This is a genomic window from Chloroflexota bacterium, assembly GCA_014360905.1.
In the GTDB taxonomy this organism is placed as follows: Bacteria; Chloroflexota; Anaerolineae; order UBA2200; family UBA2200; genus JACIWX01.
This window is the reverse complement of record JACIWW010000001.1, coordinates 40046-67023: the sequence shown is the minus strand read 5'-3', so window position 1 is coordinate 67023 and position 26978 is coordinate 40046. Positions and strand designations below refer to the sequence as shown.

Genomic DNA, 26978 nt, shown 5'->3' with positions numbered 1-26978 from the left:
TTAGCGCTGAAAATGCGGTAACTTGATGGGCACAACTGGGTAGTGCGGATTGCAAGCGCCAAACCTATGCTCTGCAAAAAGTTCTGGAGGAGGAACCATGCTATATATGACACGGTTATCTAGTAGGAAGCAGGTGCACTGTGCCATTGTATTTTGCCTAGCGGCAGCAATCCTATTGAGCCTGCTTCATGGGGCAGGTAGTTCTGCCAGCGATGTGCATACGCTGTCCGAGATAGAGATGGAAGTAAGGGGTCAGGTCGGCGGCGCGATCCGCTCGGTGGCCGTGAAGGGGCAATATGCCTACATTGGCCTTGGTCCACGCTTGGCTGTGCTCAATATTTCCAATCCTAGCAGTCCGCAGTTCGTTGGGCAGAGCGAGTGGCTTGCCGATGTTGTGCAGGCGGTGGCCGTGTCCCCTACCTCACCCTCCTATGCTTACGTAGCAGCAGGGAGCGCTGGATTGTGCATTTTCCGTGTCGATGTGCCTGCAAGCCCTGCTAAGGTTGCCTCGTGGCCTGTGCCCGAGCGCAGCCGAGCTATAGGCCTGGCGCTTGACGGGTCATACGTCTACTTGGTTGTAGATGAGCAGGGATTGGGACGATTATATATCCTGGATGTCCACGATGCGCAATCCCCTCGCGAAGTTGCGTATTACGAGACCGAGACATTGACTCGAATATGGGGGGTGGATGTCGTCGCTGGCTATGCCTACGTGGCTGCGGATCAGGCTGGCCTGCATATTGTGGATGTCAGCAATCCTGAGGCACCTTCCCGTGTAGGAGTTCTCGAGACGCCAAGCTATGTCCTTGGCGTTGATGTGGAAGGCAACTACGCTTATGTGGCGATCGAACCATACTGGGATCCAGACGTGGGTAATCAGGTGGATGGATTGTGGGTAGTGAATGTAAGCGACAAAGCGAATCCGCTTAAAGAAGGAGCCTGCCTCATTGAGGGCTACCCAACAAGTGTGCTGGTGAGGAGTTCTTATGCTTATGTAGCAGCGCTGAATGGCGGTTTAGTGATTGTTAACGTCAGCCAGCCTGGGGCTCCATTTAAGGCTGGGCAATATCGGGAGGCATACAATGCTATTGGTGTTGCTTTATCAGATAGATATGCCTATTTAGCAGATAGCGGGGGTGGCTTGCGTGTGATTGATGTAGGGCAGCCAACCAATCCACGCCAAGTGGGCATTTATGCTCAGGCTGGAGCTTTTTACAATCTGGAAGTGATCGGAGGATACGCCTATCTTGCTGATGAGTTCAATGGCTTGCGTGTGGCGCAGGTCAGCAATGCGGCATCGCCAACGCTGTATTCGGTGTGCAATGTCCCTGGTGTGGCGACAGGGGTGACGGTTGGCGGTCGTTATGCCTATATCACGCATATCCCTGTTCTCAGTTTGCCTGATCAGCTGCCTGGGCTAAGTATTATTGATCTACTCAACCTAACCAATCCCAGTCGGGTGGGCTTTTGTGCTACGCCGGATTTTCCTTATGCGGTTCAAGTGCGCGGGAACGCTGCTTTCGTTGCCAATAACCGTATAGGACTGACTATCATGGATGTCAGTACTCCCTCAGCGCCAACCGTGATTACGAGCTGTGATACTCTTGGAGAAGCCCGGGGCGTGGCTATTTCTGACCCGTATGCTTATGTCGCTGATGGCACTGGAGGGCTGCAGGTATTCAATGTGAGCAATTTAGAGCAGCCGCAGTTAGTGGGCTCAAGCGATGCACCGAAAAATGCTTGGAGCGTCGTCGTATCCGGTACTCTCGGTTATGTGGCGGATGGGATACGGGGTCTGCGCATCCTCGACCTCTCTACGGTAAGTCGCCCACGAGAACTAGTCCGCTATCCCACCGACGGCACAACTTATTCGCTCGCTTTGTATGCCCACTATGCCTTGCTGGCTGATGGGTATCGGGTATGGGCGATCAATGTGAGCAGTCATTTCTCGCTCAGCGAAGCCGGGGTGCTCTTGTTGCCGGGACAGGTAACCGATATTGTCGTTAACTGGCCTTATGCCTATGTCGCAGCAGGAGAAGCTGGCCTATTTGTCGTGAGTCTGGAGGTTGTACCTCCTACCCCAACTCCAACGCGTACCGCTAGCCCTACTCCGACCAATACATCTACGCCTACGCTGACGGCAACGGTCACTCCCACACGCACATGGACGCCAACTCCAACCCATACGTTCACGCCCTCGCCAACGAGCACGCCAACGGTGACCAGCACGCCCACACCGCAACAATACTGGCTTTATTTGCCGATCGTTCAACGTGGCGCCAGTGCTAGAACTCTGTCACGCCGGTAAAGGAAAAGCGTTCGATGCACAATGCAGGTACGCGAACCCCTCCATAGAAGCCGCTTCTCAGTTTTGTCTCCGCGCTGATCATCCGCACGTTGGAGAGCGCTTCTAGGATGTTTTGGGTGAAGCGGAGGTTTTTCGTAGCGCCTTTGATCTCGCCATGCTCGATCCAGAAGGTGCCATTACGGGTCATGCCGGTAAGGATGGTTTTGAGAGGGTGGACTGGGTTCACGTAATGAAACCGGGTCACCCACAACCCTTGTTCAACAGAGGCTAGCATTTGTGCTTTGCTATCCGTTCCTGCTTTCATGAACAGATGGCCCGGCAATGGCCCGTAGGGGTTTGGTGCGGGCAAGGCATGGCCGGTGGATTCTTTGCCTTCCTTATTTGCGGTGTAACTGTCGTACACAACTGCTTTTGCCACTCCATCGGCGATGAGGTCCACACGCTGTTTGGGCACTCCCTCGAAGTCAAAAGGCATTGGCAGCCCACTCCCATCCAGTCCATCATCCCAAATGGAGATATTGTATCCGGTTATGCGTTGACCAAACTTATTAGCCATGAAGCTACGTCCTTCTTGCACGGCCAGCGCGCTGAATCCCAGGTAGGATAGGTAGGACAACATCTCTGCCACCGCATATTCTTCGAGGATCACGGTGTACTCGCCTGGTTCGATAGCGTGTGGGTTGCGGCTGCGCAGAGCCTTGTCCACCGCTTCTCGTCCAATCTGCTCCGCATTGATTTCGCGCACGTCGAGAGACGTTGCGCCGGCATAGCCCGAACTATCATCGGACATAATGACAGTGGTGAGATCAGCGACGGTGCTTGGCGCGTAGGCAAACACGCCCAGCGAGTTGCTGACGGCGATTTCCGAACTGGCCGTGGTGAACGCCCCGGAGGCAACTAGCCCATTTTCTTTGGATAGTTGACAGATCGCCGCTACTGCTTTGGCACGTTGTTCTGGAGTAAACTCCGCTGTGGCTTGGACGAATGCGTTCACCGCAGGGATGGGTTTAGGCGAAGGCAGGGAGTGGAAATCAGGGTTCTCTGGCTGTAGGAGGGCAATCTCCACCGCCTTTTCCGTAACGCGGTCCAAGGCAAACTCGCTGAAATCGTTGCCCGAAGCGACCCCGACCTTTTTGCCCAAGACCGCCCGGACGTGGACGCGCACATTGCGTTCGGCAACGTTTTGGTGGATATGGGAATTAGCGAAGCGCGTTAGATAGGTTTCTTCGCTGAACAATAGTACTTCGGTTTGCTCGGCAATGGAATAGGCAAGCACACGCTGTGCAATCCGTTTCATTCTTTCTGGACCTAGCATCGTGGTATCTCTCCTTTGGTATTGGCTTTCGTTACTTTTCTGCAGGCTACAAATCCGAAGTCTTTCACACAATGCCTACGCGCACATGGCGAAAGCGCGCTGGTGCAGCTCCATGTGCAACATGAGCAACCTGAGCTGGTTCCCCTTTTCCACAGTTGGGCAGCCCCCAGATTTGCCAGTATTTCTCGTTGCATATGGCGTCACACGAGCGCCAAAACTCGGGTGTGATGCCCGTGTATGTGGCGTTTTTCAGCATCTGTCCCAGTTTGCCCTTCTTAATTTCATAGGCAAGTTGCGTGCCAAACTGGAAATTCAGTCGCTTGTCATCTATGCTCCAGCTTTTGTTCACCGCCATGTAAATGCCATCTTCGGTGTCGGCGAGAAGATCCTCAAGTTCCCAAGTTCCTGGTTCCAGGTTGATGTTGGTCATGCGGATAAGAGGAATGCGGTTCCAGCCGTCAGCGCGCATTGTGCCATTGCTGCGTTGCCCCAGCATGGCAGCAGTCTCACGGGAGGTGAGATACCCGACGAAAATGCCTTCCTTGACAATGGGGCTGCGTTGCGCAGGTACACCTTCATCATCATAGCCGAAGGTGCCTAGGGCGCTGGGAATAGTGGCATCGGCATAAATATTGACAATGGGTGAACCATATCGGAAAGAGCCGAGTTTATCCAGGGTCAAAAAACTGGTGCCGGCGTAACTCGCTTCCTCGCCAAATACCCGGTCTAGTTCAGAAGGATGGCCACAGGATTCGTGTATTTGCAGGGCTAATTGGGTGGAGTCGAGGATCACGGTGGTGATACCACTCGGACATTGGGGAGCACTCAGAAGGGCTACTGCTTCTTCCGCGATGCGCTGACCGTTCTCCACCAGGTTGAGCTCACGGATGAATTCGTACCCTGCTTTTTTCTGTTGTCTCCCGAAGCTGTTTGGAAAAGAGCGCGTCTGCATTTCGTTTGCGCCAACAGCGGTGGCTTCTATCCCTGCTCCGCTTTCGATAAGGATCTGTTCGATGTAACTGCCCTCGGAACTGGCAAAAACCTTGTTCTCGCGGAGAAAGGCCATGTTGCTCTCCGTTACTGCGATGCCTTTGGCGCGGCGCATCTCTTCATCGGCAGCTAGCAATAGTGCAATCTTCTCCTCTAGCGGAATGGAGAAAGGATCCACCTGCACCGGAGTCTCATAGCGAGCCACGTGTACTTCTGATGGACCGAGATAGACATCGCGGGCTTTGGCGAGGCTGCTGGCGCGTGCGATTTGTGCCGCTTGAGCTGCCACGCGCGCTGCTTCATCCAGGCTGAGGAGCGAACTGCTGGCAAAGCCCCAGGCGCCGTTTACAATTACACGTACGCCAAACCCCTGGTTCTCGTCATGGGAAAGCCCTTCCACGTGTCCATTTTTGACCAGGATGGATTGTGTCTGTTGGTGGACAATGCGTATGTCCGCATAAGTTGCTCCCTGTAATTGCGCCGCGTTGAGCGCTCGCTCAGCGATTTCTTTCACAGTTACCCTCCTTTGTTTGGTGCAGCGATAGCACGAATCAAGCCTGAAGCAGGTAGATTCGTGACTTTTTATGCGTGGTACAATTTGCTCGCAAGCAAATTGTTGAGTACAATTATAATGCGGGTGTTAACCAGCAGCAAGCAGATCGCTGGTCTCGCATCTAATTTTGGGTGATGAAGCATTTGTGGAGAGAGTTACATGCCTCTTTATGAATATATTTGCGACCGATGTCAGTGCAAGTTTGAGTTGTTGCGCAGTTTTAGCAAAGCAGATGAGCCGGCAGTGTGCCCGAATTGTGAGTCTCCGGGTGCACGCCGTCTGCTATCTATTTTTGCCGCGCTGAGCAAAGGCAGTGACGGAACAACCACCAGCGTGGCTGGAGGTGGTTCGTGCGCTGCCTGTGCCGCCACTTCGTGTGCAGGGTGCAAGAAGTAGTGGATAGAAAGTAGGCTCTCCTTTTGCGTTTGACAAAAATTTCCTCTTGTAGTAAACTAGATTAGCGAAATAAATGGACTGAATGGGTTGAGCTTTATGAGTAGTTGCTGGTTAACAGTGGATGTAGTGGATATCCGACGAGCCCGCGAAGAGCCAGACCACCCGTCTGGGTAGCTTCGTTCGGGCTGCATCTTTCACAATCATAGGACGATAGACAGCCAGCTTCCAGACGGAAGCTGGCTCTTTTTATACGCGATGGGTGGCTTTTCCATCGCGTTTCGTTTTTCCTCAGAGTGTTGGAAAAGCCCAAAATCTAAAAAGGAGGAGAAAAATGAAAGGCAAATTCAAAAAAGTGGTGTTAGCGTACTCTGGCGGACTGGATACATCGGTGATTGTGCCATGGCTGAAGGAGAATTATGGCTGCGAAGTGATCACGTTTACGGCCGATGTGGGGCAGGGCGCAGAGGAACTGGTTGGGTTGGAGGAAAAAGCCCTCGCTACTGGTGCTAGCAAGGCGTACATCCAAGACCTGCGCGAAGAGTTCCTGAGAGAATATGCCTTCCCCACCATGCAGGCAGGAGCCATCTACGAGCGCCAATATCTGTTGGGTACTTCATTCGCACGTCCCATCATTGTCAAGTACCTGGTGAAAGTGGCAGAGCAAGAAGCAGCCGATGCCGTTGCCCATGGTTGCACGGGCAAAGGCAATGACCAGGTGCGCTTTGAACTGAGTGTCAAGGCGCTCAACCCTTACCTCCATACCATAGCGCCATGGCGCGAGTGGGAGTTGCGCTCCCGTGAAGACGAACTGGCTTATGCGCGTGCGCACAATATCCCCGTGTCTGCTACGGAAAAGTCCATCTACAGCCGCGATCGCAATCTCTGGCACCTGAGCCATGAGGGAGGCATGCTGGAGGATCCCTGGGTTGAGCCAGAAGAGGACCTCTTTTGCATCACTGTCGCCCCTGAAAAAGCACCGGACAAACCGCATTATTTGACCATTGATTTTGAGCAGGGCGTTCCGGTGGCTATTGATGGCGTGGCGATGGGACCGGTGCAGCTTCTCACGCAGCTCAATGAACTAGGCGGTGCTCACGGCGTAGGACGCGTGGACATGGTGGAGAACCGTCTGGTAGGCATGAAATCACGCGGGGTGTACGAAACCCCAGGTGGCACAATCCTGTATACTGCCCATCAGGGGCTCGAAAGCATCTGCCTGGATCGGGAGACGCTGCACTACAAGGAGTTGGTTGGGCACCGCTATGCTGAGCTGGTATACTATGGGCTGTGGTTCACTCCCTTGCGTGAGGCGCTGGATGCTTTCGTGGCCAAAACCCAGGAGCGGGTCACTGGTACTGTGCGCGTCAAGCTCTACAAGGGGAGCTGTGTCGTGGTAGGGCGCAAGTCGCCATTCAGCCTCTATCGTGAGGACTTTGCCACCTTTGGCCGGGATGTCGTCTATAACCAAAACGATGCCGCCGGGTTTATCAATCTGTTCGGTCTGCCGCTGAAGGTCAAGGCATTGGTTGATCGCCAGAATGGACAGGCGCCGTGGCCAGCCCAGTTGGAGATCCAGCGCGATTAGGGGGATAAAACAAGCAGTGAGAGTGACAAGGGGGTCACTCGTTGCTCATGAGGCGTGACTGGGAAAGGAGGAAAGGCAATGATGCTGTGGGGAGCACGATTTGCTAAAGCGATGGATGAGAAGACGAGATGCTTCAATGACTCCATTGCCTTTGACCGACGGCTGTATGCTGCTGACATCAAGGGAAGCATAGCCTACGCTAGCGCTTTGATGCGGGCAGGATGGCTCACCGCTGAAGAGTGTAGCCAGCTCATCGCTGGCCTGGAACAGATACGGCGTGAATTCGAGAGGGAATCATTTCAGTTTCATCCTGATGACGAAGACATCCACACTGCTGTCGAGCGGCGGCTTACGGAGTTGTTGGGTCCTGTGGCGGGTAAATTGCATACCGGGCGATCGCGCAACGATCAAGTGAGCACCGACCTGCGTCTCTACCTGATGGAAGAGATGGCTCGCTTGCGCCAATATCTAGCTGAATTACAGGGAGCTATCCTAGATAAAGCCGAGTCCTGTCTGGACATCATCATGCCCGGTTACACGCACTTGCAGCCGGCGCAGCCAGTGCTTTTCAGCCATTGGCTGATGTCTTTCTTTTGGAAGTTTCAGCGCGACCGCGAACGGCTGAGCGACGTGCAGCAGCACACAGCCATATTGCCCTTGGGCGCAGGGGCGCTGGCCGGAAATCCATTCGGCATTGACCGCCAGGCCCTCGCGGCCGAATTGGGCTTTGCCGCTATTGCGGAGAACAGCATGGATGCCGTCAGTGACCGCGATTATGTGGTGGAATTCTTGGCTTGGGCGGCTTTGCTGCAAGTTCATCTCAGCAATCTGGCGGAAGACCTCATTCTGTGGAGCAGCCACGAGTTTGGCTTTGTGCAGTTGGACGATGCCTATTGCACCGGCTCCAGCCTGATGCCGCAGAAGAAAAATCCGGACACGCTGGAGTTGATGCGCGGCAAGAGCGGGAGAGTGACAGGGCATTTGATGGGCGCGTTGATGATGCTTAAAGGACTTCCATCCGGCTACAACAAGGATTTACAGGAAGATAAGGAAGCCATTTTCGACACAATAGACACGTTGTCCTTGGAACTACCTATCGCTGCCGGGGTTATCTCGACGCTGCGAGTGAACGCGGCGCGCATGTCCGCGGCGTTGGACGAGGCGATGCTGGCCACTGACCTGGCCGATTACCTGGTGCGCAAAGGCGTGCCCTTTCGCCAGAGCCATTACCTGGTAGGGCGAGCGGTGAAAAGAGCAGAAGCACTGGGCGTAACCCTGCGCGAACTGGATTTAGCCGAGTACCAAGCCATCCACGCGGCATTTGCAGAGGACCTCTACGCCGTCTTTGATTACCGCCAGTCGGTGGAGCGCCGCGATGTACAGGGAGGCACAGCACCAACTGCAGTTCGTGCGCAGATAAAAAGGGCGCGGGAGTTGGTGAAGGAGGGTGGGGAGTAAGAGCTCACCTATGGCTCCTTTGTTGCGCTCGGGGCAGGCTCTATCCCAATGTGAAACAATGCGTCAGAAGATGAGCGCTTGTGCGCGGAGCAAAAAGGAAAAGCCTCTGCGCTCTCGGCGTGCTCCGCGGTAAAAGTAGCCTGCCTCACCCCCAAAACCCTTTGCTGCGCTCAGGGCAGGCTCTCTCCTGCGTTGTAGTAGAGGAGTGTATTCTGCCTAGACTTGAGAATCCAGCGGCGACAGCAGGGTTTGCTTTTTTAACCAGTTATGTTATCATTTTGGGGCGTCTGTGATCATGTCGGACGAAAGGAGCAAACCTGATCATGCGAGTTATTGACATAATAAACAAAAAACGCGATGGCGGAGAGCTGTCTAGGGAAGAAATCGAGTTCATGGTCTTGGGGTTCACGCGCGGTGACATACCCGATTATCAAATGTCAGCCTGGATGATGGCCATCGTGTGGCGGGGCATGACCGAGCGGGAGACCGTGGATCTAACTCTGGCTATGGCTCGCTCTGGAGAGATACTGGATTTGTCAGATGTCGCTCCGCTGGTCCTGGATAAGCACTCTACGGGCGGGGTAGGGGACAAGACCACGCTGGTGGTAGCTCCCCTGGTGGCTGGCCTGGGCTTACCGGTGGGCAAGATGTCCGGACGCGGGCTTGGTTTTTCCGGTGGCACTTTGGATAAATTGGAATCCATTCCGGGTTTCAATGTGAATTGGACCCGCGAGCAATTTAAGGCTTTGTTGAAAACTCACGGCATTGTTGTGGCGGGACAATCGGCGGATCTGGCTCCGGCCGATGGCAAGATGTACGCCTTGCGCGATGTTACCGCCACGGTGGAAAGCCTGCCGCTGATTGCCAGTTCGGTAATGAGCAAGAAGATCGCGGCGGGCGCCACTGCCATTGTGCTGGATGTCAAGACAGGGCGAGGAGCATTTATGAAGACGGAACAGGAAGCCATTGCCTTAGCCGAAACGATGGTCAAGATAGGGCGCGGCGCAGGACGACGTATGGCCGCCGTCATTTCGGACATGGAGCAGCCTTTGGGCTATGCCGTGGGGAATGCGCTGGAAGTTGCTGAGGCTATTGCCACTTTACAGGGGCGCGGCCCTGCCGATTTCACCGAGCATTGCTTGGTGATCGCAGCAGAGATGCTCCTCTTGGCTGAAAAGTGCCCTGATGCGGAGACAGGCAAAGCGCAATTGCAGGAGTCCATCGCATCTGGGCGGGCCGTTGCCAAGTTTCGGGAGTGGGTACGTGCGCAAGGCGGCAACGAGCGAGTCGTAGAGGATACCACGATCATGCCTCAGGCGCGCCTCATCCAAGTCCTGCCTTCACCTCAGAGCGGCTATGTGGCTAAGGTAGATGCCATGGGGATTGGTCTGGCTACCGTTGCTCTTGGCGCAGGGCGGCAGAAGAAAGGCGAAGCGATTGACCATGCGGTTGGGGTGGTGCTCAAGAAGAAGGTAGGCGACCGCGTGGACAAGGACGAACCGCTGCTGGTCATCCATGCCAACGATGAGGGCAAACTCGCTGAAGCAAGGGAACAATTGCTGGCTGCCTATGCCTGGAGCGATGCACCCGTTCAGCCCGCGCCGCTGATCCGACGGATTATCCGGTAGATAGGCCCATTGTCAGGCCTCAGATAGACACCTATGCACGGCTGGCAACGTCTTTGATGGCTTCGATGATCTGGATGTAGCCAGTACAACGACAGAGATTGCCGGAAATGGCGCGGCGAATTTCCTCCTCGGTAGGGTGGGGATTCTGCCCAAGCAGGGCTACGGCGGCGAGCACCATACCTGGTGTGCAATAGCCACACTGCACTGCCCCGTGTTCGAGGAAGGCGCGCTGCACCGGGTGCAGTTCACCGTTCTTTGCCAGTCCTTCGATCGTGAGCACACGGCGTCCTGCTGCTTTCAGCGCAGGATAAATACAAGAATTCACTGCCTGCCCATCTATCAGGACCGTGCAAGCGCCACATTCTCCTTCCTCACAGCCAATCTTGGTGCCGGTTAGACCTAACTGCTCGCGCAGCACATGTGCCAGTGTTGCAAAGGGTTGCACCTCAACTTGCACATCTTGGCCGTTCAGGTTCATTTTAAGTTGGTACGTCTTGGCCATGGTTTCTACCCCCTTGCTGCTTCTATGGCCCTGAGCAGGGCGCGTCTGGTCAACACACGGATAAGCTCTCGGCGATATTCCTTGCCGGCGCGGAGCAGGCTAGAGCGTGGTTTGCTCTCCAGCACTGCGGCTTCAACTGCCTCCGTCAGCGTATCCTGGTCGATAACGCGGTTCTTGAGCACTGCTTCTGCTTGCTGTGCCCGGAATGGCATGGGTGCGACCGGTCCAATGCTGATGCGTACATCCCGCATGCGCACCCCCTCAGCATCCAGCATGACGCGCACGCCGACATTGATCAGCGGCAAAGCCAGCGCCTTACGACGCGCCAGTCTCTCGAAAGCCGAGGCTTCCCGCGGCCCATGGGCACGAAAACGAAAGGCGGTGATCATCTCTGAACTGGCATCTACACGTGAGACACCGGGGCTGACGAACAGGTTTGCTAATGCTACCCATTGGCGACCAGTCAGGTTGGCGATCTCTGCTTCTGCATCCAGTGCCAGCAGGGCAATGGCACCATCGGCTGCCGGTTGGGCATTGACGATATTGCCTGCCAATGTGCCAACATTGCGAATCTGGGGGGAGCCTACCCAGGACGCAGCTTCAGCCAGGACCGTAGCGCGCTGACGGATCAAGGCGGAGCGCTCGATTTGGGCAAAGGTAACGGCTGCACCGATGACGATGTACGAATCTTGCCAGCGAATTTCATTCAAGCCAGGTATGCGTGTGATATCTACCAGGCAGCGGGCTTTTCGCTCACCATGCTGCAGTTGGAGGACAAGGTCAGTGCCACCAGCGATAAGCCGTCCCTCTCCACGCAGGGAGGCCAAAGCCGCGAGCGCCTCCTCCACGGTAGACGCCAGAATGTACTCCTCACAGCTCATCTCTGTCTCCTTTCGTGCAAAGCTTAACCGAAGTGTGTTTCGTTGTCAAATAGTGCTTATTTCTTCCGACGCAGGTACAGGATTGCTTCCAGAACCCCTCCACTGATGGCCAGAGCCTTATCAGAGATGGTAAAGCAGTGCTCCACAGTGCCGCGCGGATCGATATCTCCAACCTTTTGTCCCTCGTGGACAGATAGCCCGTTATGCAAAAGCCCTCGCAGGACACCGGAGATACTGGCTAAGACGGGTTGCTCTGCGACATAGGCCACAGTCTGCCCGGCTTCCACTTGGTCACCGATGCGTAAGAGACCGTGGAAGGTGCCAGCGCAAGGTGCCCACAGCACCCGCTCGCGACCGTAGCCTTGCACTAGGCCGGGTATATGCGTATCCGGCTCGGCGCTGCCTTGCAAGATCACACGACCTAGGTTATGTCCGCGCGCGGTCTCGATAACGGCATGTACATCCTGTCCAGCAATAAAGCCCGGCCCCAAGCCAATGACGATGGGCGCTTGCGTAATGGTTGTGCCCAAGTTGCGTTTGGCCATGCGTGCATCCACGATGACATCGGGCTGGAGAGTAGAGATGAGTTCGCCCTCCGGGTCCACGATGACTGGTACAATTCCTTGTGCTAGAAACTCCTCGATCTCTGCTAGGTCATGAGTCAGCCTTGCTTCTACGCCTTCCACTGCCATGCGACCTTCGTACACTGCTGAAGCGAAGGCAACAGTGCGTCGAATGACCAGCGGCTGGGCTAGTTCCGCAATGATCACCTTGAACCCCGCGCGGTGCAGACGATAGGCCACTCCCGTGCCCAGGTCACCGCCCCCTCTGATTAGGACGACCATCTCCTCGAGCGTTTTCATGGCACCTTTGCTGGCTACCACTCCCTTACCACCAATCATTTGCAGACCTATTCACCCAGAGCATCCAGTGCTTGGGTTAGGTCAGCGATGATATCCGCGGGCTCCTCGATGCCTACGGATAAGCGCACGAGATCCGGCGCGATGCCTTGGCGTTGTTTCTCCTCGTCGCTCAGCCAGCGGTGTGAAGAATGGGCTGGATAGAGGATCAGGCTGTAGACGTCCCCCAGGCTAGTAGCAGGCACGATGACGCGCAGAGCGTTCATAAAGCGGAATACTTTTTCCTGATCTGCCCCTTTGATCTTGAAGGAGACCATGCCACCGAATAGATTGCAGGGAAACAAGCGCCGGCTAAGGGTGAACTGCGGGTGGGTTGGGAGGCTGGGATAGAACACTTGACTGACCCGTGGGTGGGACTGCAGGAAATGAGCCACGAGGTTGGCATTCTGGCTGTGTTGGCGCATGCGCAGGACGAGAGTTTTCAAGCCGCGCAGGATAAGCCAGGCCTCATTTGGCCCCAATACGTTGCCCAGCAGTTTTCGTATCTCGCGCATCGCTCGGCTCTGCTCGGCGGAAGCGGCAACAAGTCCGCCCATTGCATCCCCATGGCCGCTGAGGTATTTCGTCGCGCTATACACGACATAATCCGCACCATGTAAGGCTGGCCGATATAGGCATGGCGTGGCAAAAGTATTGTCCACAATGAGCCGAGCCCCGCCCTCATGGGCCAGCTTAGCCAGGGTGGGGATGTCAGCAACTCGGAGCAAGGGATTGGAGATGGTCTCTACGAAAAGGACGGCTGGTTTTGTTTCGGCAATGGCCTTGGATACAGCGCTCAGGTCAGTCATGTCCACTGTGTGAACATGCACTCCCTGTGCCGGGAATATCTGCGTCAGCAGGGAATGCGTCCCACCGTAGAGGTCCTGAGCCATGAGCACAGTTTTGCCAGCAGTAGCGCCTGAGGCCAGCAATGCCAAATGAACTGCCGCCATGCCCGAGGCGCAAGCTACGGCAGATTCTGTGCCTTCCAACCGGGCGATGGCTTCCTCTAAAGCGGTTACGGTGGGGTTGGCGAAGCGGCTATAGACGTAACCTGAGCGTTGACCTGCAAAGACAGCGTCGAGTGTGTGCATGTCTTCGTAGAGATAGGTGACTGCATGGTGTATCGGTGTGGTTATGGGCGTATAATCGGGGACACTGGCCCGCTCGCCAGCGTGCACGGCCAGCGTCGCCATGCTGAGTTCTTTCATCATCTTTTACCTCCTGGCAAGTGGGTTGCTTAGCTAGTTCCCAGTATAGCGCAGGACTGGCAGAAAGGCAAAGATTCTCGGTACCAAAATCTTTTGGTAGAATAATGACAACACACAACACGTAATACGAGGTAGGATCACATTCAGGAGGAATCACATGTCCGATGAGGAAAATCTTACGCCAGTGGAGAGAACAATCCGCGAGCGGCGCTCTGTGCGACAATACCGGTCGGATGCGGTGCCACGGGACTTGATCCTGCGCGTGCTGGATTCGGCGCGCTGGGCGCCTAGTGCCGTGAATCGCCAACCGTGGCATTTTGTCGTCGTTACACAGCCGGAACGCCGCTCTGCATTGGCTGAAAGCGCGCGGATCGCGGGCATCGTGCCTCGTCATGTCGCACGGGCACCGGTGCTTATTGCGCTATGCGGTGATGAACGGCGCAGTAGCTGGTATGTCCATGATTGTTGCCTGGCTAGCCAGAATCTCATGCTGGTAGCCAAAGCCTTGGGACTGGGGACATGCTGGATTGGCGCCTTTGATGAGGAGCGGGTTGCAGAAGTGCTTGCTCTGCCCGAGGGCGTACGGGTTGTTGGCCTGATCACGCTGGGCTACCCAGTACATGCTGAGCAAAAGCCCACTCCACGCTTGCCTCTGCAGCAGATAGTCCATTGGGAAGGATTTGGGCCTCCAGGATCATGGGGACGTCGCGCTGCTCGCCTGGGTCAAAGCGGCGTGCTTTCGTTATGGCGTCGCATTGGCGATTTCCTGGGCTTGGGAGCGATCAAACACGGTATTCGTCCCGATGACAAAGGCTAAACCAAGAACAGCGAGCAACGCCATTGCGAGCCGCCGCAGGCAGCGAATAAAAACCCTCACCCTCGGCCCCTCTCCGCAACTGCGGAGAGGGGCCGAGGGTGAGGCCACGCTCCAAGCGGACCCCAGTCCGCTGTCATCAATCAAGAAACCAGGTTTCTGGGAGAAACCTGGTTTCTCTCAAGAGAAGGCGGCTAGAAAAGCCGCCTTATAGGTGTTCTATGCTTGGCGCAAGCGCATACTGCAGTTGCTCGTAAATCGCTATCCTATTATAATAAATATTTGCCTAAGATTGTATTGACGGAATAGCACATTTGTGCTATACTTCGTGTTAACGGTAAGTTAGTTTTTGCATCGTTTGGGCACGTGCAGAATGGCAGGAGACTGTAATGCCTCAGAATAAGATTATCGTGCGCGGTGCGCGCGAGCATAATCTCAAAAATATCGATGTAGAGATCCCGCGAGACAAGTTTGTTGTCATTACGGGCATTTCTGGCTCTGGCAAGTCTTCGTTGGCTTTTGACACGCTCTATGCCGAGGGTCAACGCCGCTACGTGGAATCGCTTTCGGCTTATGCACGCCAATTCCTTGGCCAGATGGAGAAGCCAGATGTGGACTCGATCGAGGGCTTGTCGCCGGCTATCAGCATTGACCAGCGCGGGGCAGGGCATAACCCACGCTCCACGGTGGGCACGATTACCGAGGTTTACGATTACTTGCGCTTGCTGTATGCGCGCGTGGGTATACCCCATTGTCCACAATGCGGTCGAGTGGTAGCTCGTCAGAGTGTTCCCCAGATCGTGGATGCGGTACTGGCTTTGCCCCAAGGCAGCCGTATCATGATCCTGGCGCCGCTGATCAAAGACCGCAAGGGTGAGCATAGGCGCATCTTTGAGGATATACGGCGTTCTGGGCTGGTCCGTGTCCGGGTCAACGGCGAGATACGCGATGTGAACGAGGAGATCGCGCTAGACCGTTACAAGATGCACACTATTGAAGCAGTCGTGGATCGGCTAGTGATACAGAACCCGGAGGATCAAGAGACAGGTACAGATCGACTGCGGCTTGCTGATTCAGTAGAGACGGCGCTGAAATTGGGCGGGGGCATGGCCAAGGTGGTGCTGGAGGATGGCACTGAATACCTCTATTCGGAGCATTTGGCCTGTGGCTACTGTGGTATCAGCCTGCCCGAGATCGAGCCACGGACCTTTTCCTTCAACAGTCCGCACGGAGCCTGCCCTGCCTGTACGGGGCTTGGCACCTTGCTCGAACTTGACCCAGACTTGGTCATTCCGGATAAAAGCCTCTCCCTCAGCGAAGGTGCGCTGGATCCGAGTCCTTGGAACCTGGCACGCAATGCAGATGAGGATAGCTATATTGCGCAATTGCTGGAAGCGGTGGCCGAGCACTATGGCTTTAGCATGGAGACGCCCATACAGGATCTGAATTCCAAGCAATTGCAAGCGTTGCTCTATGGCTCTGGGGATGAAGTGATTACATTGCGTTATCGTAACCGCTATGGCTATCTGCGTGAGTATGAGACGACCTTTGAAGGTGTCATTCCCAACCTGAAGCGTCGTTACCAGGAGACAACCTCGGATTACAGCCGTGCCCTGATCGAATCCTACATGTCCACACGTCCATGCCCCGTATGTCAGGGCAAACGTCTGAAGCCGGAGAGCCTTGCCGTGACTGTAGCCGGCAAGTCCATTGTGGAAGTAACTGCCCTTTCCGTGGTAGAAGCGATGAAGTGGGTGGATAGCCTTTCAGAAGTGCTCACGCCACGGGAGAAAACCATTGCTCACCAGGTATTGAAGGAATTAAAGTCCCGGCTCAAATTCATGGTGGATGTGGGGCTGGACTATTTGACCCTGGATCGTACCGCAGCCACGTTGTCGGGGGGAGAAGCACAACGCATCCGCCTGGCGACGCAGATCGGCTCGCAGTTGATGGGTGTGCTCTATATTTTGGATGAGCCTAGCGTTGGTCTCCATCAACGCGACAACCGCCGCTTGATTGATACTCTGATGGGTATGCGTGACCTGGGCAATACGCTTATCATAGTGGAGCATGACGAGGAAACCATCCGCTCAGCAGATTATATCGTTGACCTGGGGCCTGGGGCAGGTGAGATGGGGGGGCAGGTTGTAGTAGCTGGTTCGTTGGCGGATGTCATGGCCTGTCCGCACTCTATCACGGGGCAATACTTGCGCGGCGATAAAACCGTGCCCGTGCCGAAACGACGCCGACCAGGGAATGAGAAGGTGCTGGAGATTTTGGGCGCAGCAGAGAACAACCTGAAGAACATTGACGTCCGTATTCCGCTAGGCAAATTCGTGTGCGTAACAGGAGTATCTGGTTCGGGCAAGTCGAGCTTGATCATCGAGGTTCTGTACAAAGCGCTGGCGCAATATTTCTATCATAGTAAAGAGCGGCCAGGAGCACATCAGGGCATTCGTGGCATCCAATATCTGGATAAGGTGGTTGACATTGACCAATCGCCTATTGGGCGCACACCGCGTTCCAACCCTGCTACCTACACCAACGTGTTTACACCCATCCGCGAGTTGTTCGCGTCCTTGCCTGAGGCCAAGATGCGTGGCTATCGTCCAGGGCGTTTCTCGTTCAATTTGAAGGGAGGCCGCTGCGAGGCATGTCAGGGCAATGGCATCATTCGCATCGAGATGCAGTTCCTGCCCGATGTCTATGTCCCCTGCGAGGTTTGTCATGGACGTCGCTACAACCGCGAGGCATTGGAAATCAAGTTTAAAGGGAAGAGCATTGCCGATGTGTTAGATATGAGTGTGGATGAGGCTTTGCGCTTTTTCGAGAACATACCAGCTATTCGGCGCAAGTTGCAGACGCTGTACGATGTGGGTTTGGGATACATTCGTCTTGGACAACCTGCCACAACCTTGTCTGGGGGCGAGGCGCAGCGCATCAAGTTGTCCCGGGAGCTATCGCGTAAGGCCACCGGTCGCACGCTGTACATCTTGGATGAACCAACGACGGGGTTGCATTTTGCGGACATTGCTCGTTTGCTGCAAGTGTTAAATCGTTTGGTTGACGCGGGCAACACAGTGGTCATCATCGAGCATAACATGGACGTCATCAAGACGGCGGATTGGATCATTGACCTAGGGCCAGAGGGAGGGGATGCTGGCGGTTGGGTGATTGCCGAGGGGACGCCCGAGGAAGTGGCAGAGATGGGTCATTCGTACACGGGGCAATTTCTCAAGAAGGTGTTGAGGAGGGCAGGTTGACCTTCGTGTAGTCATTACACGCAGTTGCCCCAATGAACTAGGAATAAGACCAATCCGGAAACGCGGATTATGCTATGCGAAACTATTTGAGGTACTTGTCGAGCAGTAGCCTCAGTTGTGTTCTGGTTGTATCAGGAATGACATCGCGCTGGGTAATGATCGCTGCGGACAAAGCCGTCGCGCATTTGCAGGTGCGTTCTTTCTGCGCCGCAACCATCGGCGCCAAGTAGGTGAGTGCCTTCTTTGTCGTTGCAGCATTGGCCATCAGGTTCTCAATTAACATGGCTACGGTCACAGGCTCCTCGGTTTCGTGCCAGACGTCATAGTCTGTTACGTGGGCCATAGCAGCGTAGCAAATTTCTGCCTCGCGAGCCAGTTTTGCTTCCGGAAGAGCCGTCATGCCAATGATATCCACACCCCATTGCCGGTAAATGCGCGATTCGGCTTTGGTCGAGAACTGAGGTCCCTCGATGACCAGGAATGTCCCTCCTTTGTGCACCGTTGCGCCGGTCTTTTGCACTGCCTGATACACCAGTTCGCTCAGGATAGGGCAATACGGCTCATCGAAACTGATATGCACTACCAATCCATTGCCAAAAAAGGTGCTAGGTCTGCCCTTGGTACGATCGAAGATCTGGTCGGGGATGACAATGTGCCGCGGAGCAAGTTCCTCCCGCATGCTACCGCATGCACTGATGGAAACAATGTACTGCACGCCCAGGGACTTGAGGGCGTAGATGTTAGCCCGAGCATTCACTTCGCTGGGCATGATGCGGTGACCACGCCCATGACGAGGCAAGAAAGCCACGCGTACGCCGGCTAATGTGCCCAGCACAATCGCATCGCTCGGATCGCCAAATGGCGTTTTGATCTGCACTTCTTTGACATCTTGCAGCGCTTCGATGTCATAGACACCGCTGCCTCCAATCACACCCAAGATTGCTTGTTCCATTCCTGTCCTCCTGCGTTGATTTCGAAACATCAATTACCCCGCATGGCAGCGGGACAAAACTTCTAACATACAAGAGCGAAGGTATTATAAGCGATAAGGTCTAGATGTCAAACACAACACAAGGAGGGTTTCAGACCTGACGTTGCCGACGGCGAGCAAGCAGGCGTAGCACGCGGGCATGACGTTCACGGGTCAGGGGATAAAACCAGGTTACCACAGCAACCATGGCCAGCAAGAAGGTCCCAATAGGCCCAATCAACATGCGGATTGCGGTCAAAGTGATTGGTGCTTGCTGGAACTGGATCGCACCCTTGGGCGGTGATTGGTAGCCAAACCACCCCAGCACTTGCAGTGCGAAGAAGATGGCTAATGCTCCAGCCAACTTGCGCACAAAGTTTTTGATGCCGTAGTAGATTCCCTCGCGACGACGGCGCGTGCGCAGTTCATCCCATTCGATCACATCGGGGAAAATAGCATCAGGGAGGGCATGGGCCGCAGAAACACACAATCCAGACAACAGTGCCAGCGCGATGATCAAGTTCATTTGCCCAGGTTGCACCATGAGAACAAAAGCTTGCACTACTGCCCAGGCGCTCATTGCGAGGAAATAAGCGGTACGTTTGCTGAAACGATGGGATAACCAGGTCCACAAAGGCAAGGCTACCACGGCAGTGATCAATAGCAATCCCAAGACTACCGATTCCAGAGCGATTTCTCCACCAAAAAGGTTAATTGAGGCGAGCAAATTACCTTGAGCGACCCAATACAGCAGGAAAAAGGGCAACACCATCGCTACCAGGTCGAAAATGATCCAATTCAGCATATAGATCGCAACGGCGAAACGGAAGGGGATATTGCTCCAAAGTGTCTGCACGAGACTGCGGATGGAAACGGGCTCTATGGCTTGGATGCGCTGAGCAAAACGCTCTCGTATGACAAAGAAAATCAGCAGAAAAGGCAAAGTGGCCAGTCCGCCAAATAGAGCTGCGACCGTCAGATACCCTTGCTGTTGGGACAATCCTGCTCTGAGCACTGCTTTCACAATCATGGGTGCAGATATGGCTGTGATCAACGAAGCCAGCAAGTTGAAGAACATGCGATAGCTGGCTAAGGAGGTGCGCTCATCGTAATCAGGGGTGATCTCGGGAGTGAGGCTGACATACGGAACAGATACCAGGGTTTGCATTGTATCGCTAATCATAAAAGCGAGCATTACCGTGATCATCAGGGCAATCTGACTTGACCACGGGGGTGCCCACCAGAGGAGCAAAAAACTCAAGCCAAAGGGAATGGAGAAAAAGAGCAAAAATGGCCGGCGACGTCCCCAGCGGGTTTTCAGGTTATCGCTGATTGCCCCGACCAAGGGGTCGTTGATGGCATCCCAGATAGTGCCCAACAGAGCGGCAATGGAAGCCAGGCGCGCCTCTAGTCCAACTACATCGGTGAGGAATATCGCATAGAAAATCTGGCGCAAAGTGCCATAGCTGGCATAGCTCCATTCACCTGAGCCATAGATAAGCTTGATCCACAAGGCAAGGCGGTGTGGCTTCTCTAGCTCCACAGAATGGGGCATTGTTTCGTGGCTCGATTGTGTGCTCACCTATATTCCCTCCTTTCTGTTGGGCAGGGTATGGTTTTGAGGTGGAACTTATCTCTCTGGGCTTGTCAGGCGATCCAGCAAATCGAGAACTAATTCGCGCAAATCGCCACGGTTCGGCAGTGAACCCATCATACCATATATTGCAGCTGAGCGCTGTGGTAGCCCTGTACCTTTTCCTCCCAGCAATGCCGAAGCACGAGAGGTCAGCCAACTGACTAGTTTCTCCGGCAACAACCTGGCAGCAACATTGGCTAAAGTGAGCATCACGCTGCTCCCGATTTTCTGTAGGCTGGGCTTTTTGGCTAGTTTCACTGCATCCGCCAGGTCTTGCAAGAAGAGATCGGCCACAGCAGCATGAGCAGGTGTAACCGTCAGGTGCAGGCTGGGGGGAAACTGTTGCCGATCGAGGTGCCAACCGCGCAAGGCCATTTCATCGCCAATCTCATAGATATTCAGCTTATTGGATGCAATGGCCATGATGCTCATCTCTGGTTCGCCCAGGATGTGGATGCCAGGGATATCTGCAATGCCTTGACGGAGCTTTAAGGCGGTCTTCATCACTGTATCTGCCAAGGCCAGGTATCCTTCTTCGCCCAGGAAGTGCATCAAGGCCCAGGCAGCGGCGATAGGCCCGGCGGGCCGGGTGCCGGCCATGGTAGGTGAGATGTAGATGCCGCCTGGCCAATCCGTATGAACGAAGAATTGATAGCGACGAAAATCTCTATTACGGTAGAGGATAACCGATGCGCCCTTGGCGGTGTAGCCGTACTTGTGCAGGTCCGCTGAGATGGAGGTTACGCCAGGCACCTGGAAATCAAATTCTGGTACCGGGTAGCCCAGGCGACGGACGAATGGCAGCATCATCCCGCCCACACAGGAGTCTACGTGAAACCAGAGGCCGCGTTCCTGAGCGAGTTGAGCCAGCTCGGATATAGGGTCCATTACTCCATGGGGGTAGGAGGGGGCAGAGCCGACCAGGAGGATGGTACGCGGAGTAATGGCTCTGCGTGCAGCCGCTATATCGGCACGGAAATCATTGCCTACGGGGAAATGGACTGGCTTTACTCCAAAATAGTGTGCTGCTTTCTCCAGAGCGGGGTGAGCCGTGATGGGCAAAACCATCTCTGGGCATTGAATATCAGGTTTGTGAGCACGCGCCCAATCCCTGGCTGCCTTCACTGCCATCAGGAGGCTCTCTGTGCCTCCCGAAGTCATGTTGCCCACGACGTTGTCATCACCACCCAGTAAAGCGGCAACCATGGCTACGACTTCTGTCTCCAGTCGGCGCAGGCTGGGAAAAACAGTGGGGTTGAGCGCGTTCTCGGAGAAGAACAGGGAGTAGGCTTCTTTCAGTAGTTCCGTTATTTCATCGTTGGCATAGTACACCAGGCTGAAGATACGACCCTGCTGCCATTGGACATCCTCCTGGCGGAGGGCTTTCATCATTGCCAGGATTTCTTCCTTGCTCTTGCCCTTGGGTGGGAGGCGAATGTGGGTTTCATCCACAGCGGGACATCTCCGCTAGATAGCCTGTTATAATGCGGCGATACTACTAACCAAACAGTGGAGATGGCGGGAATCGAACCCGCGTCCGAAGAGTTCGGCTGGAGACATCCTACAAGCTTAGTCGGTTTTTTGCTCTCGCTCCATGCACCTCAACCGACAGAGTTGCTCTGGAGCCAGCTGATCCCTCGTTGGAGGGTCTTAGGCTGCCTTTATCAGCATGGAGGCAGCTGCACTCCGGTTCCTATGACGCCCAATCCCACTCCACCGGCAGCGAGAGGGGGATGGACGTGGCCATTCTTAGTGGCCAAAGCGTGCGCTTACGCTAGATTGCTTTACGCAGCCATGGCGTAAGCATACGCCGGTGTTCGTGCTGTATTGGCACTTATTGTTTGCCCCTGTTTTACGAGGTGGAGGCACCTCTGCTTGCAGTCTCGAGCCAGCCCTCCCCGTCGAGACCTGTCATCCCCATAGCATTATTATATACTGAATTTGCAAAAAGAGCAAATAAGCAAAGATACAATCACTAGCGACGTCGTTTCAGCTCCTGTTCCATGAGGCGCTGCGTTTCTCGCTTGGCAATTGCTTCTCTCTTGTCGTAAAGCTTCTTACCTCGTGCCAGGGCAATTTCTACCTTCGCCCGATTGTTCTTCAGATACAGCCTCAGCGGCACAATAGTCAAGCCCTTTTCCTGGACTGCGCTCTGTAGGCGGGCGATCTCACGGCTGTGCAGCAGTAGCTTGCGATCTCGGCGCGGGTCGGGGTTTTCCCTGCTCCCCGCGGCGTACGGGGCAATATGGACGTTTATAAGCCAAGCCTCGCCGTTTCTAATCTGCACGTAGCTATCGCGCAAGTTGACCCGACCAGCACGCACCGATTTGATCTCTGTGCCAGTCAGGGCAATGCCTGCCTCCTGAGTATCCTGGAGGAAATAGTCATGATAGGCTTTGCGGTTGGTGGCAATAACTTTGATTTCGCTCATTGCACTTGGGAAAGCAAGTAGGAAATTGCCCGCTCCAGTTGCGGGTCACGCAATGCCTGCCAATCGTCAGAAGTTATTTCTACTTCGATATCTGGGGTTAAGCCTTGTCCTTCTATAGCGCGGTTCGCGGGCGTGTACCAACGACGGATAGTCACCTGCAGAGCCGAGTTGTCGCTCAAGCGTTCGGTGATCTGCACCGAGCCTTTGCCAAAAGTCTGCTCCCCGATCAACACGCCGCGCTTGTGATCCTGAATGGCACCAGCAAGGATCTCTGCGGCACTAGCACTGCTACCATCCACGAGCACAACCAGAGGTATCTTAGTGGCAATGCCTAAGCCAGAGACAGTATGTCTAGTCTCTTGGCCATCGCTGCTGCGCTCGATGACAACCACTCCTTCGGGGATGAACTCGCTAGCGATTTGTACAACAATGTGCAAGTATCCTCCTGGGTTGCCGCGTAGATCCAAGATAAGCCCAGGTGGGTTCTTTTCTAGCAGTTGTTTCAGGCTTTCATGCACAAGAGCAGTAGCCCGCGCATTGAACTCCCACAGACGGAGGTAGGCAATGTCATGGTCTAGCACACGGCTCTCTACGGTAGGGATTTCGATTAGGGCACGTGTGACGGTGATTTCCTCTGTATCACCTTCGAAATGCTTGACCAGCAGCCGCACGGTCGTGCCCTTCGGCCCACGGATCAGGCTGATTGCCTGAGCCAGGTCCAGTCCTTGGATTGATTTGCCATCCACTTCCAGAATGAGATCGCCGGCTTTGAGGCTTGTTTTTTCAGCGGGCGCACCAGGTATGAGCCTGACCACCTGCAGATAGCCATCTTCCGTCATGTTGACCGTCACGCCAATGCCGCCAAACTCTCCTTCGAGGTCTTGGTTGAATACGTTAGCCTGTTCTGGAGTGAGGAACGCCGTATGGCGATCTCCCAAGGAAGCGACCATGCCTCGCACAGCACCATAGATCATGGATTTGTAATTGAGTGGCTGTTCGGAGTAGAACTTGTCCTCGATAATCCGCCATGCTTCCCAGAAAATGCGGAATTGCTCTTGCTGCTTCTCAGCGCCCCCTTCCCCGGGGTGCTGGTAGGGCGGCACGACATAGCGTCCTACGCCGAAACCAGCGGCAAATGCCGTTGTGACCAAAAGGGTAATGAGCAGGGCAGCAACTGCCCATTTTTGCCATTTATCCATAGGCTCCTTCTTTCCAGTATTGACATAACCATGAAACCAAAAGCTTTGCCTGCGACAAGGACTGTTGAAGCAGCAACCCGACCTTTTTCTACCAGTGCATCCTTTTGTGCTCTCCACGGATGCTAACAGATCACCGCTCGTGCCATAGGTTATCGCCTGACGGCCAAGTGGGGTAGGGGGATGAAGACGCTTTCTCAAGAGATAGGGTCGTTGCTTTTGTTGACATAACCCAAAATGCAAAGCAATTTATCAGCGATTAACTGTAAAAATTTTATCACAAAATAGCGCATCTGCAAACTTGTTGATTGTTCAGAGAACCGCTGTGCGCATGAAAGAGCTCTTCATCGCTTGGACAAAAGCACCAGGAACGGCTCTCATGCGCTGGGCACTAGTCCCTCCGGGGCAGTTAGACGAGAAGGCAGAGCTTCGCCAAAGACCAAGTCACGAGATCTTTGCGTATTGGACTTTCAGAGTTTAAGCCTGGGCAGCCAGGTGGTGCCAAAACCTGGCGCAGCCTTGCTATGTTATGTCTATAAAAAGCCCTTTTGTATACATAAGATTTATAGTGCGAAGTTCAAACCCGCTCTTTACCATGCGATGTGCGTGGATGCGCCTATCTTTATCTTGCATGCCCGATGGACTGCAGACTGAGGAAAAGCCGACCAGAAAGCTCTCGTCTGTACATTTTAATTTACAGCGATGTTGGATCAGACAAACTGGTTTCTGTACAAGCCAGTGCGCAAGCACCAGGATTCGATATGCGCCAGGAATAGACGCGCTACCTACACGTGAACCGCTAATGGTATGTATGATATGTGAGGGTTAGTTGTAAGATAGAAAGAGCCAGAAAACAGGATGCAATCAGGAGGGAAATGGTGTCTTTATTATGTCATATTGGTATACTGAAGATCGGATATTAAGGCTGTATTATGTAAGACCTCGAGGTTGATGCTGGAGCACTGAAAGGACGCACCAAGGGCCAGCCAATGGCGCAAGCACAGGGTGCGTCCTGCGTATATAGAAACATATGTTATGTAATGTATATTACCCCAATCCCCTACTGCGACGCGAAGCCTAGACTGTGCAAGTATGCACGCACTCCTTCTGCACTGCTCTTGGATAGCGCAGTTCGGGCAATCTCCTGTGCCTGCGACAGAGTCAGTGAGGAAATCAAAGCCTTCGCAGCAGGAATGGTGGGCGCGTTCATGCTGAACTCGTCAAGCCCCAAGCCTAAGAGCACGGGAATGGCTTCAAGGTCACCCGCCATCTCGCCACACATGCCAACCCACTTTCCGGCACGATGGGCAGCCTGGATCACATTCTGAATCAGCCGCAATACTGCTGGGTGCAACGGATCGTACAAGTAGGCCACTTTCTCGTTAACTCGGTCGCAAGCCATCGTGTATTGGATCAGGTCATTGGTGCCGATACTGAAAAAGTCCACTTCGGGTGCCAATACATCAGCGATCACTGCCGCCGAAGGCACTTCCACCATAATCCCGACTTGTGTCTTGGGATCAAAGGGGATGCCTTCCTGGGCCAGTTGCCTTTGAACGCGAGCGAGGATCTCTTTGGCACGCCGCACCTCCTCCAAGGTTGCGATCATGGGAAACATGATCTGGACATTGCGCCCTACGCTGGCGCGGAGGATGGCGCGGAGCTGTGGCTCGAAGATATGCGGGTTATCTAGGCAAAGGCGGATGGCACGCCAGCCAAGGAAGGGATTGGCTTCCTGCCCTATGTTCAGGTAAGGGAGCTGTTTATCGCCCCCGATATCAAGGGTGCGGATGATCAGGGGGCGATCACCGAGCACATCTGCTACGGCGCGGTAATCTCGATATTGTTCTTCTTCCGTGGGGACGCTCTGGCGATTCAGGAAGAGGTATTCGGTGCGGAACAGTCCTACCCCTTCTGCGCCAAAGTCCAACGCAATTTGAGCGGATGCTGCATCCGCAATGTTGGCTACGACTTCCACACGATGTCCATCGGACGTGGCTGCTGGCCTATGCGCAGCAGCCTTTTCCTTTTCCCGCTTCGCGATTTCCACATCCCGCTGCTGGGCATACTTGGCTATGGTGTCTTTGTCTGCGTTTTCGATCACGACCCCAGCATGTCCATCTACGATCAATGGCGCTCCTGCCTGCACTGTCAGGATGGCTTCACCAATGCCTACAACGGCCGGAATCCCTAAGATGCGCGCGATAATCGCCGTGTGCGAGGTCAACCCACCTGTGGCAGTGCAGAACCCCAGGACCATGCGCTTGTTCATCTGGGCGGTGTCCGATGGAGTCAGGTCGCGTGCGATAACGATGACCGGAGAAGTCAAATTGGTGAGCATTTCCTGATCCTGCACACCAGCGAGGATGCGGCGCAGCCTGCGGCTTACATCGCGCAGGTCCAGGGCTCGCTCCTGATAGTAAGGATCTTCCAAAGCTTCCAGTTGCTGAGCATACATCTCGAAAGCGGTTTCCACCGCTGTCTCCACTGGCAAACGCTGCTCTTGAATCTGCCTTTTGACTGCATCAAGCAATTCTGGGTCAGAAAGAAATTCCTGATGTGCCAGAAAAATTGCCGCCGCCTCCTCCCCTACCTCAGCTACGGATTTCTCATAAATCGCGGCCAGTTGCTTTTGTGCTTCTGCGATTGCCTGGTCGAGACGAACAAGTTCGCTCGCCGGGTCAACAGACCCTAGGGATGTTTGTAACGATTTCTCTTCTGGCAAGTAGATCAAAGCCGGCCCGATAGCAATCCCAGCAGAAGCTGCAAGTCCCCGATAGGTTTTCATTTGCTTCACTCCGATGAGAAGATCAGATTTGCAGGTATTATGACCAAAGTTTCCCTTGATGACAAATTGCGCTTGTGTCTGCGCTTGCTGCGACGCCCGAATTGTAGCACTCCTGGCAAGGATCAGTGAAAACTGCGCTTGACAAATTTGAGAA

The 26978-nt window shown here is 54.5% G+C and carries 19 protein-coding genes and 1 other RNA gene; 7 read left to right on the top strand and 13 right to left on the bottom strand.

Features of this window, described 5'->3' with window-relative positions; all coding sequences use genetic code 11:
• Window positions 1–97: 97 nt before the first annotated feature.
• Window positions 98–2308, top strand: a complete 2211-nt coding sequence (locus H5T67_00275) for a hypothetical protein (GenBank protein ID MBC7243754.1) — start codon at window positions 98–100, stop codon at window positions 2306–2308.
• On the opposite strand, the gene H5T67_00270 is transcribed toward H5T67_00275, so the two are convergent.
• Complete coding sequence (locus H5T67_00270; GenBank protein MBC7243753.1) at window positions 2286–3623, bottom strand: TldD/PmbA family protein; 1338 nt, start codon at window positions 3621–3623, stop codon at window positions 2286–2288. The genes H5T67_00275 and H5T67_00270 overlap by 23 nt on opposite strands.
• 64 nt (window positions 3624–3687) lie before the next feature.
• Window positions 3688–5127, bottom strand: a complete 1440-nt coding sequence (locus H5T67_00265; GenBank protein MBC7243752.1) for a TldD/PmbA family protein — start codon at window positions 5125–5127, stop codon at window positions 3688–3690.
• A 198-nt stretch (window positions 5128–5325) separates the two neighbouring features.
• Between H5T67_00265 and H5T67_00260 the strand changes: the two genes are divergently transcribed.
• The 4 genes from H5T67_00260 (at window position 5326) to H5T67_00245 (ending at window position 10233) form a co-directional block, all read left to right on the top strand.
• On the top strand, window positions 5326–5562 hold the full coding sequence (locus tag H5T67_00260) for a zinc ribbon domain-containing protein (protein MBC7243751.1): 237 nt from the start codon (window positions 5326–5328) through the stop codon (window positions 5560–5562).
• Between the two features lie 331 nt (window positions 5563–5893).
• Window positions 5894–7147, top strand: coding sequence for an argininosuccinate synthase (locus tag H5T67_00255; protein MBC7243750.1), 1254 nt, complete (start codon window positions 5894–5896; stop codon window positions 7145–7147).
• A gap of 78 nt (window positions 7148–7225) precedes the next feature.
• Window positions 7226–8605, top strand: a complete 1380-nt coding sequence (argH, locus tag H5T67_00250; GenBank protein ID MBC7243749.1) for an argininosuccinate lyase — start codon at window positions 7226–7228, stop codon at window positions 8603–8605.
• 323 nt (window positions 8606–8928) lie between these two features.
• Window positions 8929–10233 carry a pyrimidine-nucleoside phosphorylase gene (locus H5T67_00245; protein ID MBC7243748.1) on the top strand — a complete coding sequence of 435 codons (1305 nt, stop codon included), beginning with the start codon at window positions 8929–8931 and terminating at the stop codon, window positions 10231–10233.
• A 31-nt stretch (window positions 10234–10264) separates the two neighbouring features.
• On the opposite strand, the gene H5T67_00240 is transcribed toward H5T67_00245, so the two are convergent.
• The 4 genes from H5T67_00240 to H5T67_00225 all read right to left on the bottom strand — a co-directional run bounded on the left by H5T67_00240 (window position 10265) and on the right by H5T67_00225 (window position 13729).
• Complete coding sequence (locus H5T67_00240; GenBank protein MBC7243747.1) at window positions 10265–10735, bottom strand: (2Fe-2S)-binding protein; 471 nt, start codon at window positions 10733–10735, stop codon at window positions 10265–10267.
• 5 nt (window positions 10736–10740) lie between these two features.
• On the bottom strand, window positions 10741–11616 hold the full coding sequence (locus H5T67_00235; protein MBC7243746.1) for an FAD binding domain-containing protein: 876 nt from the start codon (window positions 11614–11616) through the stop codon (window positions 10741–10743).
• 56 nt (window positions 11617–11672) lie between these two features.
• On the bottom strand, window positions 11673–12461 hold the full coding sequence (locus H5T67_00230; GenBank protein ID MBC7243745.1) for an EF2563 family selenium-dependent molybdenum hydroxylase system protein: 789 nt from the start codon (window positions 12459–12461) through the stop codon (window positions 11673–11675).
• 65 nt (window positions 12462–12526) lie between these two features.
• Complete coding sequence (locus H5T67_00225; protein ID MBC7243744.1) at window positions 12527–13729, bottom strand: PLP-dependent transferase; 1203 nt, start codon at window positions 13727–13729, stop codon at window positions 12527–12529.
• Window positions 13730–13883: 154 nt separating this feature from the next.
• Between H5T67_00225 and H5T67_00220 the strand changes: the two genes are divergently transcribed.
• On the top strand, window positions 13884–14543 hold the full coding sequence (locus tag H5T67_00220; protein MBC7243743.1) for a nitroreductase family protein: 660 nt from the start codon (window positions 13884–13886) through the stop codon (window positions 14541–14543).
• Window positions 14544–14929: 386 nt separating this feature from the next.
• The gene (gene uvrA, locus H5T67_00215) at window positions 14930–17803 is read left to right on the top strand and encodes an excinuclease ABC subunit UvrA (GenBank protein ID MBC7243742.1); all 2874 of its coding nucleotides are present in this window, start codon (window positions 14930–14932) and stop codon (window positions 17801–17803) included.
• An 82-nt stretch (window positions 17804–17885) separates the two neighbouring features.
• Here the strand turns inward: uvrA and mtnP are convergent, their stop codons facing one another.
• The 7 genes from mtnP to ptsP form a co-directional block, all read right to left on the bottom strand.
• A complete protein-coding gene (mtnP, locus tag H5T67_00210; protein ID MBC7243741.1) occupies window positions 17886–18755 on the bottom strand; it encodes an S-methyl-5'-thioadenosine phosphorylase in 870 nt (289 codons plus the stop codon).
• Window positions 18756–18885: 130 nt separating this feature from the next.
• Window positions 18886–20355, bottom strand: coding sequence for an MFS transporter (locus H5T67_00205; GenBank protein MBC7243740.1), 1470 nt, complete (start codon window positions 20353–20355; stop codon window positions 18886–18888).
• A 48-nt stretch (window positions 20356–20403) separates the two neighbouring features.
• The gene (locus H5T67_00200; protein ID MBC7243739.1) at window positions 20404–21801 is read right to left on the bottom strand and encodes an aspartate aminotransferase family protein; all 1398 of its coding nucleotides are present in this window, start codon (window positions 21799–21801) and stop codon (window positions 20404–20406) included.
• 115 nt (window positions 21802–21916) lie between these two features.
• Window positions 21917–22328: a transfer-messenger RNA gene (ssrA, locus tag H5T67_00195) on the bottom strand.
• A gap of 56 nt (window positions 22329–22384) precedes the next feature.
• Complete coding sequence (smpB, locus tag H5T67_00190; GenBank protein MBC7243738.1) at window positions 22385–22840, bottom strand: SsrA-binding protein SmpB; 456 nt, start codon at window positions 22838–22840, stop codon at window positions 22385–22387.
• Window positions 22837–24039, bottom strand: a complete 1203-nt coding sequence (locus H5T67_00185) for a S41 family peptidase (GenBank protein MBC7243737.1) — start codon at window positions 24037–24039, stop codon at window positions 22837–22839. Before H5T67_00185 ends, smpB begins: the two co-directional genes overlap by 4 nt.
• 1057 nt (window positions 24040–25096) lie before the next feature.
• Window positions 25097–26824 carry a phosphoenolpyruvate--protein phosphotransferase gene (gene ptsP, locus H5T67_00180; protein ID MBC7243736.1) on the bottom strand — a complete coding sequence of 576 codons (1728 nt, stop codon included), beginning with the start codon at window positions 26822–26824 and terminating at the stop codon, window positions 25097–25099.
• Window positions 26825–26978 lie beyond the last annotated feature (154 nt).

Excerpts from the sequence above, each read along its gene's own strand:
- H5T67_00275 (MBC7243754.1), top strand. The coding sequence starts at position 98 with ATGCTATATATGACACGGTTATCTAGTAGGAAGCAGGTGCACTGTGCC.
- H5T67_00270 (MBC7243753.1), bottom strand. The coding sequence starts at position 3,623 with ATGCTAGGTCCAGAAAGAATGAAACGGATTGCACAGCGTGTGCTTGCC.
- H5T67_00260 (MBC7243751.1), top strand. The coding sequence starts at position 5,326 with ATGCCTCTTTATGAATATATTTGCGACCGATGTCAGTGCAAGTTTGAG.
- H5T67_00255 (MBC7243750.1), top strand. The coding sequence starts at position 5,894 with ATGAAAGGCAAATTCAAAAAAGTGGTGTTAGCGTACTCTGGCGGACTG.
- argH (MBC7243749.1), top strand. The coding sequence starts at position 7,226 with ATGATGCTGTGGGGAGCACGATTTGCTAAAGCGATGGATGAGAAGACG.
- H5T67_00245 (MBC7243748.1), top strand. The coding sequence starts at position 8,929 with ATGCGAGTTATTGACATAATAAACAAAAAACGCGATGGCGGAGAGCTG.
- H5T67_00240 (MBC7243747.1), bottom strand. The coding sequence starts at position 10,735 with ATGGCCAAGACGTACCAACTTAAAATGAACCTGAACGGCCAAGATGTG.
- H5T67_00235 (MBC7243746.1), bottom strand. The coding sequence starts at position 11,616 with ATGAGCTGTGAGGAGTACATTCTGGCGTCTACCGTGGAGGAGGCGCTC.
- H5T67_00230 (MBC7243745.1), bottom strand. The coding sequence starts at position 12,461 with ATGGTCGTCCTAATCAGAGGGGGCGGTGACCTGGGCACGGGAGTGGCC.
- H5T67_00225 (MBC7243744.1), bottom strand. The coding sequence starts at position 13,729 with ATGATGAAAGAACTCAGCATGGCGACGCTGGCCGTGCACGCTGGCGAG.
- H5T67_00220 (MBC7243743.1), top strand. The coding sequence starts at position 13,884 with ATGTCCGATGAGGAAAATCTTACGCCAGTGGAGAGAACAATCCGCGAG.
- uvrA (MBC7243742.1), top strand. The coding sequence starts at position 14,930 with ATGCCTCAGAATAAGATTATCGTGCGCGGTGCGCGCGAGCATAATCTC.
- mtnP (MBC7243741.1), bottom strand. The coding sequence starts at position 18,755 with ATGGAACAAGCAATCTTGGGTGTGATTGGAGGCAGCGGTGTCTATGAC.
- H5T67_00200 (MBC7243739.1), bottom strand. The coding sequence starts at position 21,801 with ATGATGAAAGCCCTCCGCCAGGAGGATGTCCAATGGCAGCAGGGTCGT.
- smpB (MBC7243738.1), bottom strand. The coding sequence starts at position 22,840 with ATGAGCGAAATCAAAGTTATTGCCACCAACCGCAAAGCCTATCATGAC.
- H5T67_00185 (MBC7243737.1), bottom strand. The coding sequence starts at position 24,039 with ATGGATAAATGGCAAAAATGGGCAGTTGCTGCCCTGCTCATTACCCTT.
- ptsP (MBC7243736.1), bottom strand. The coding sequence starts at position 26,824 with ATGAAAACCTATCGGGGACTTGCAGCTTCTGCTGGGATTGCTATCGGG.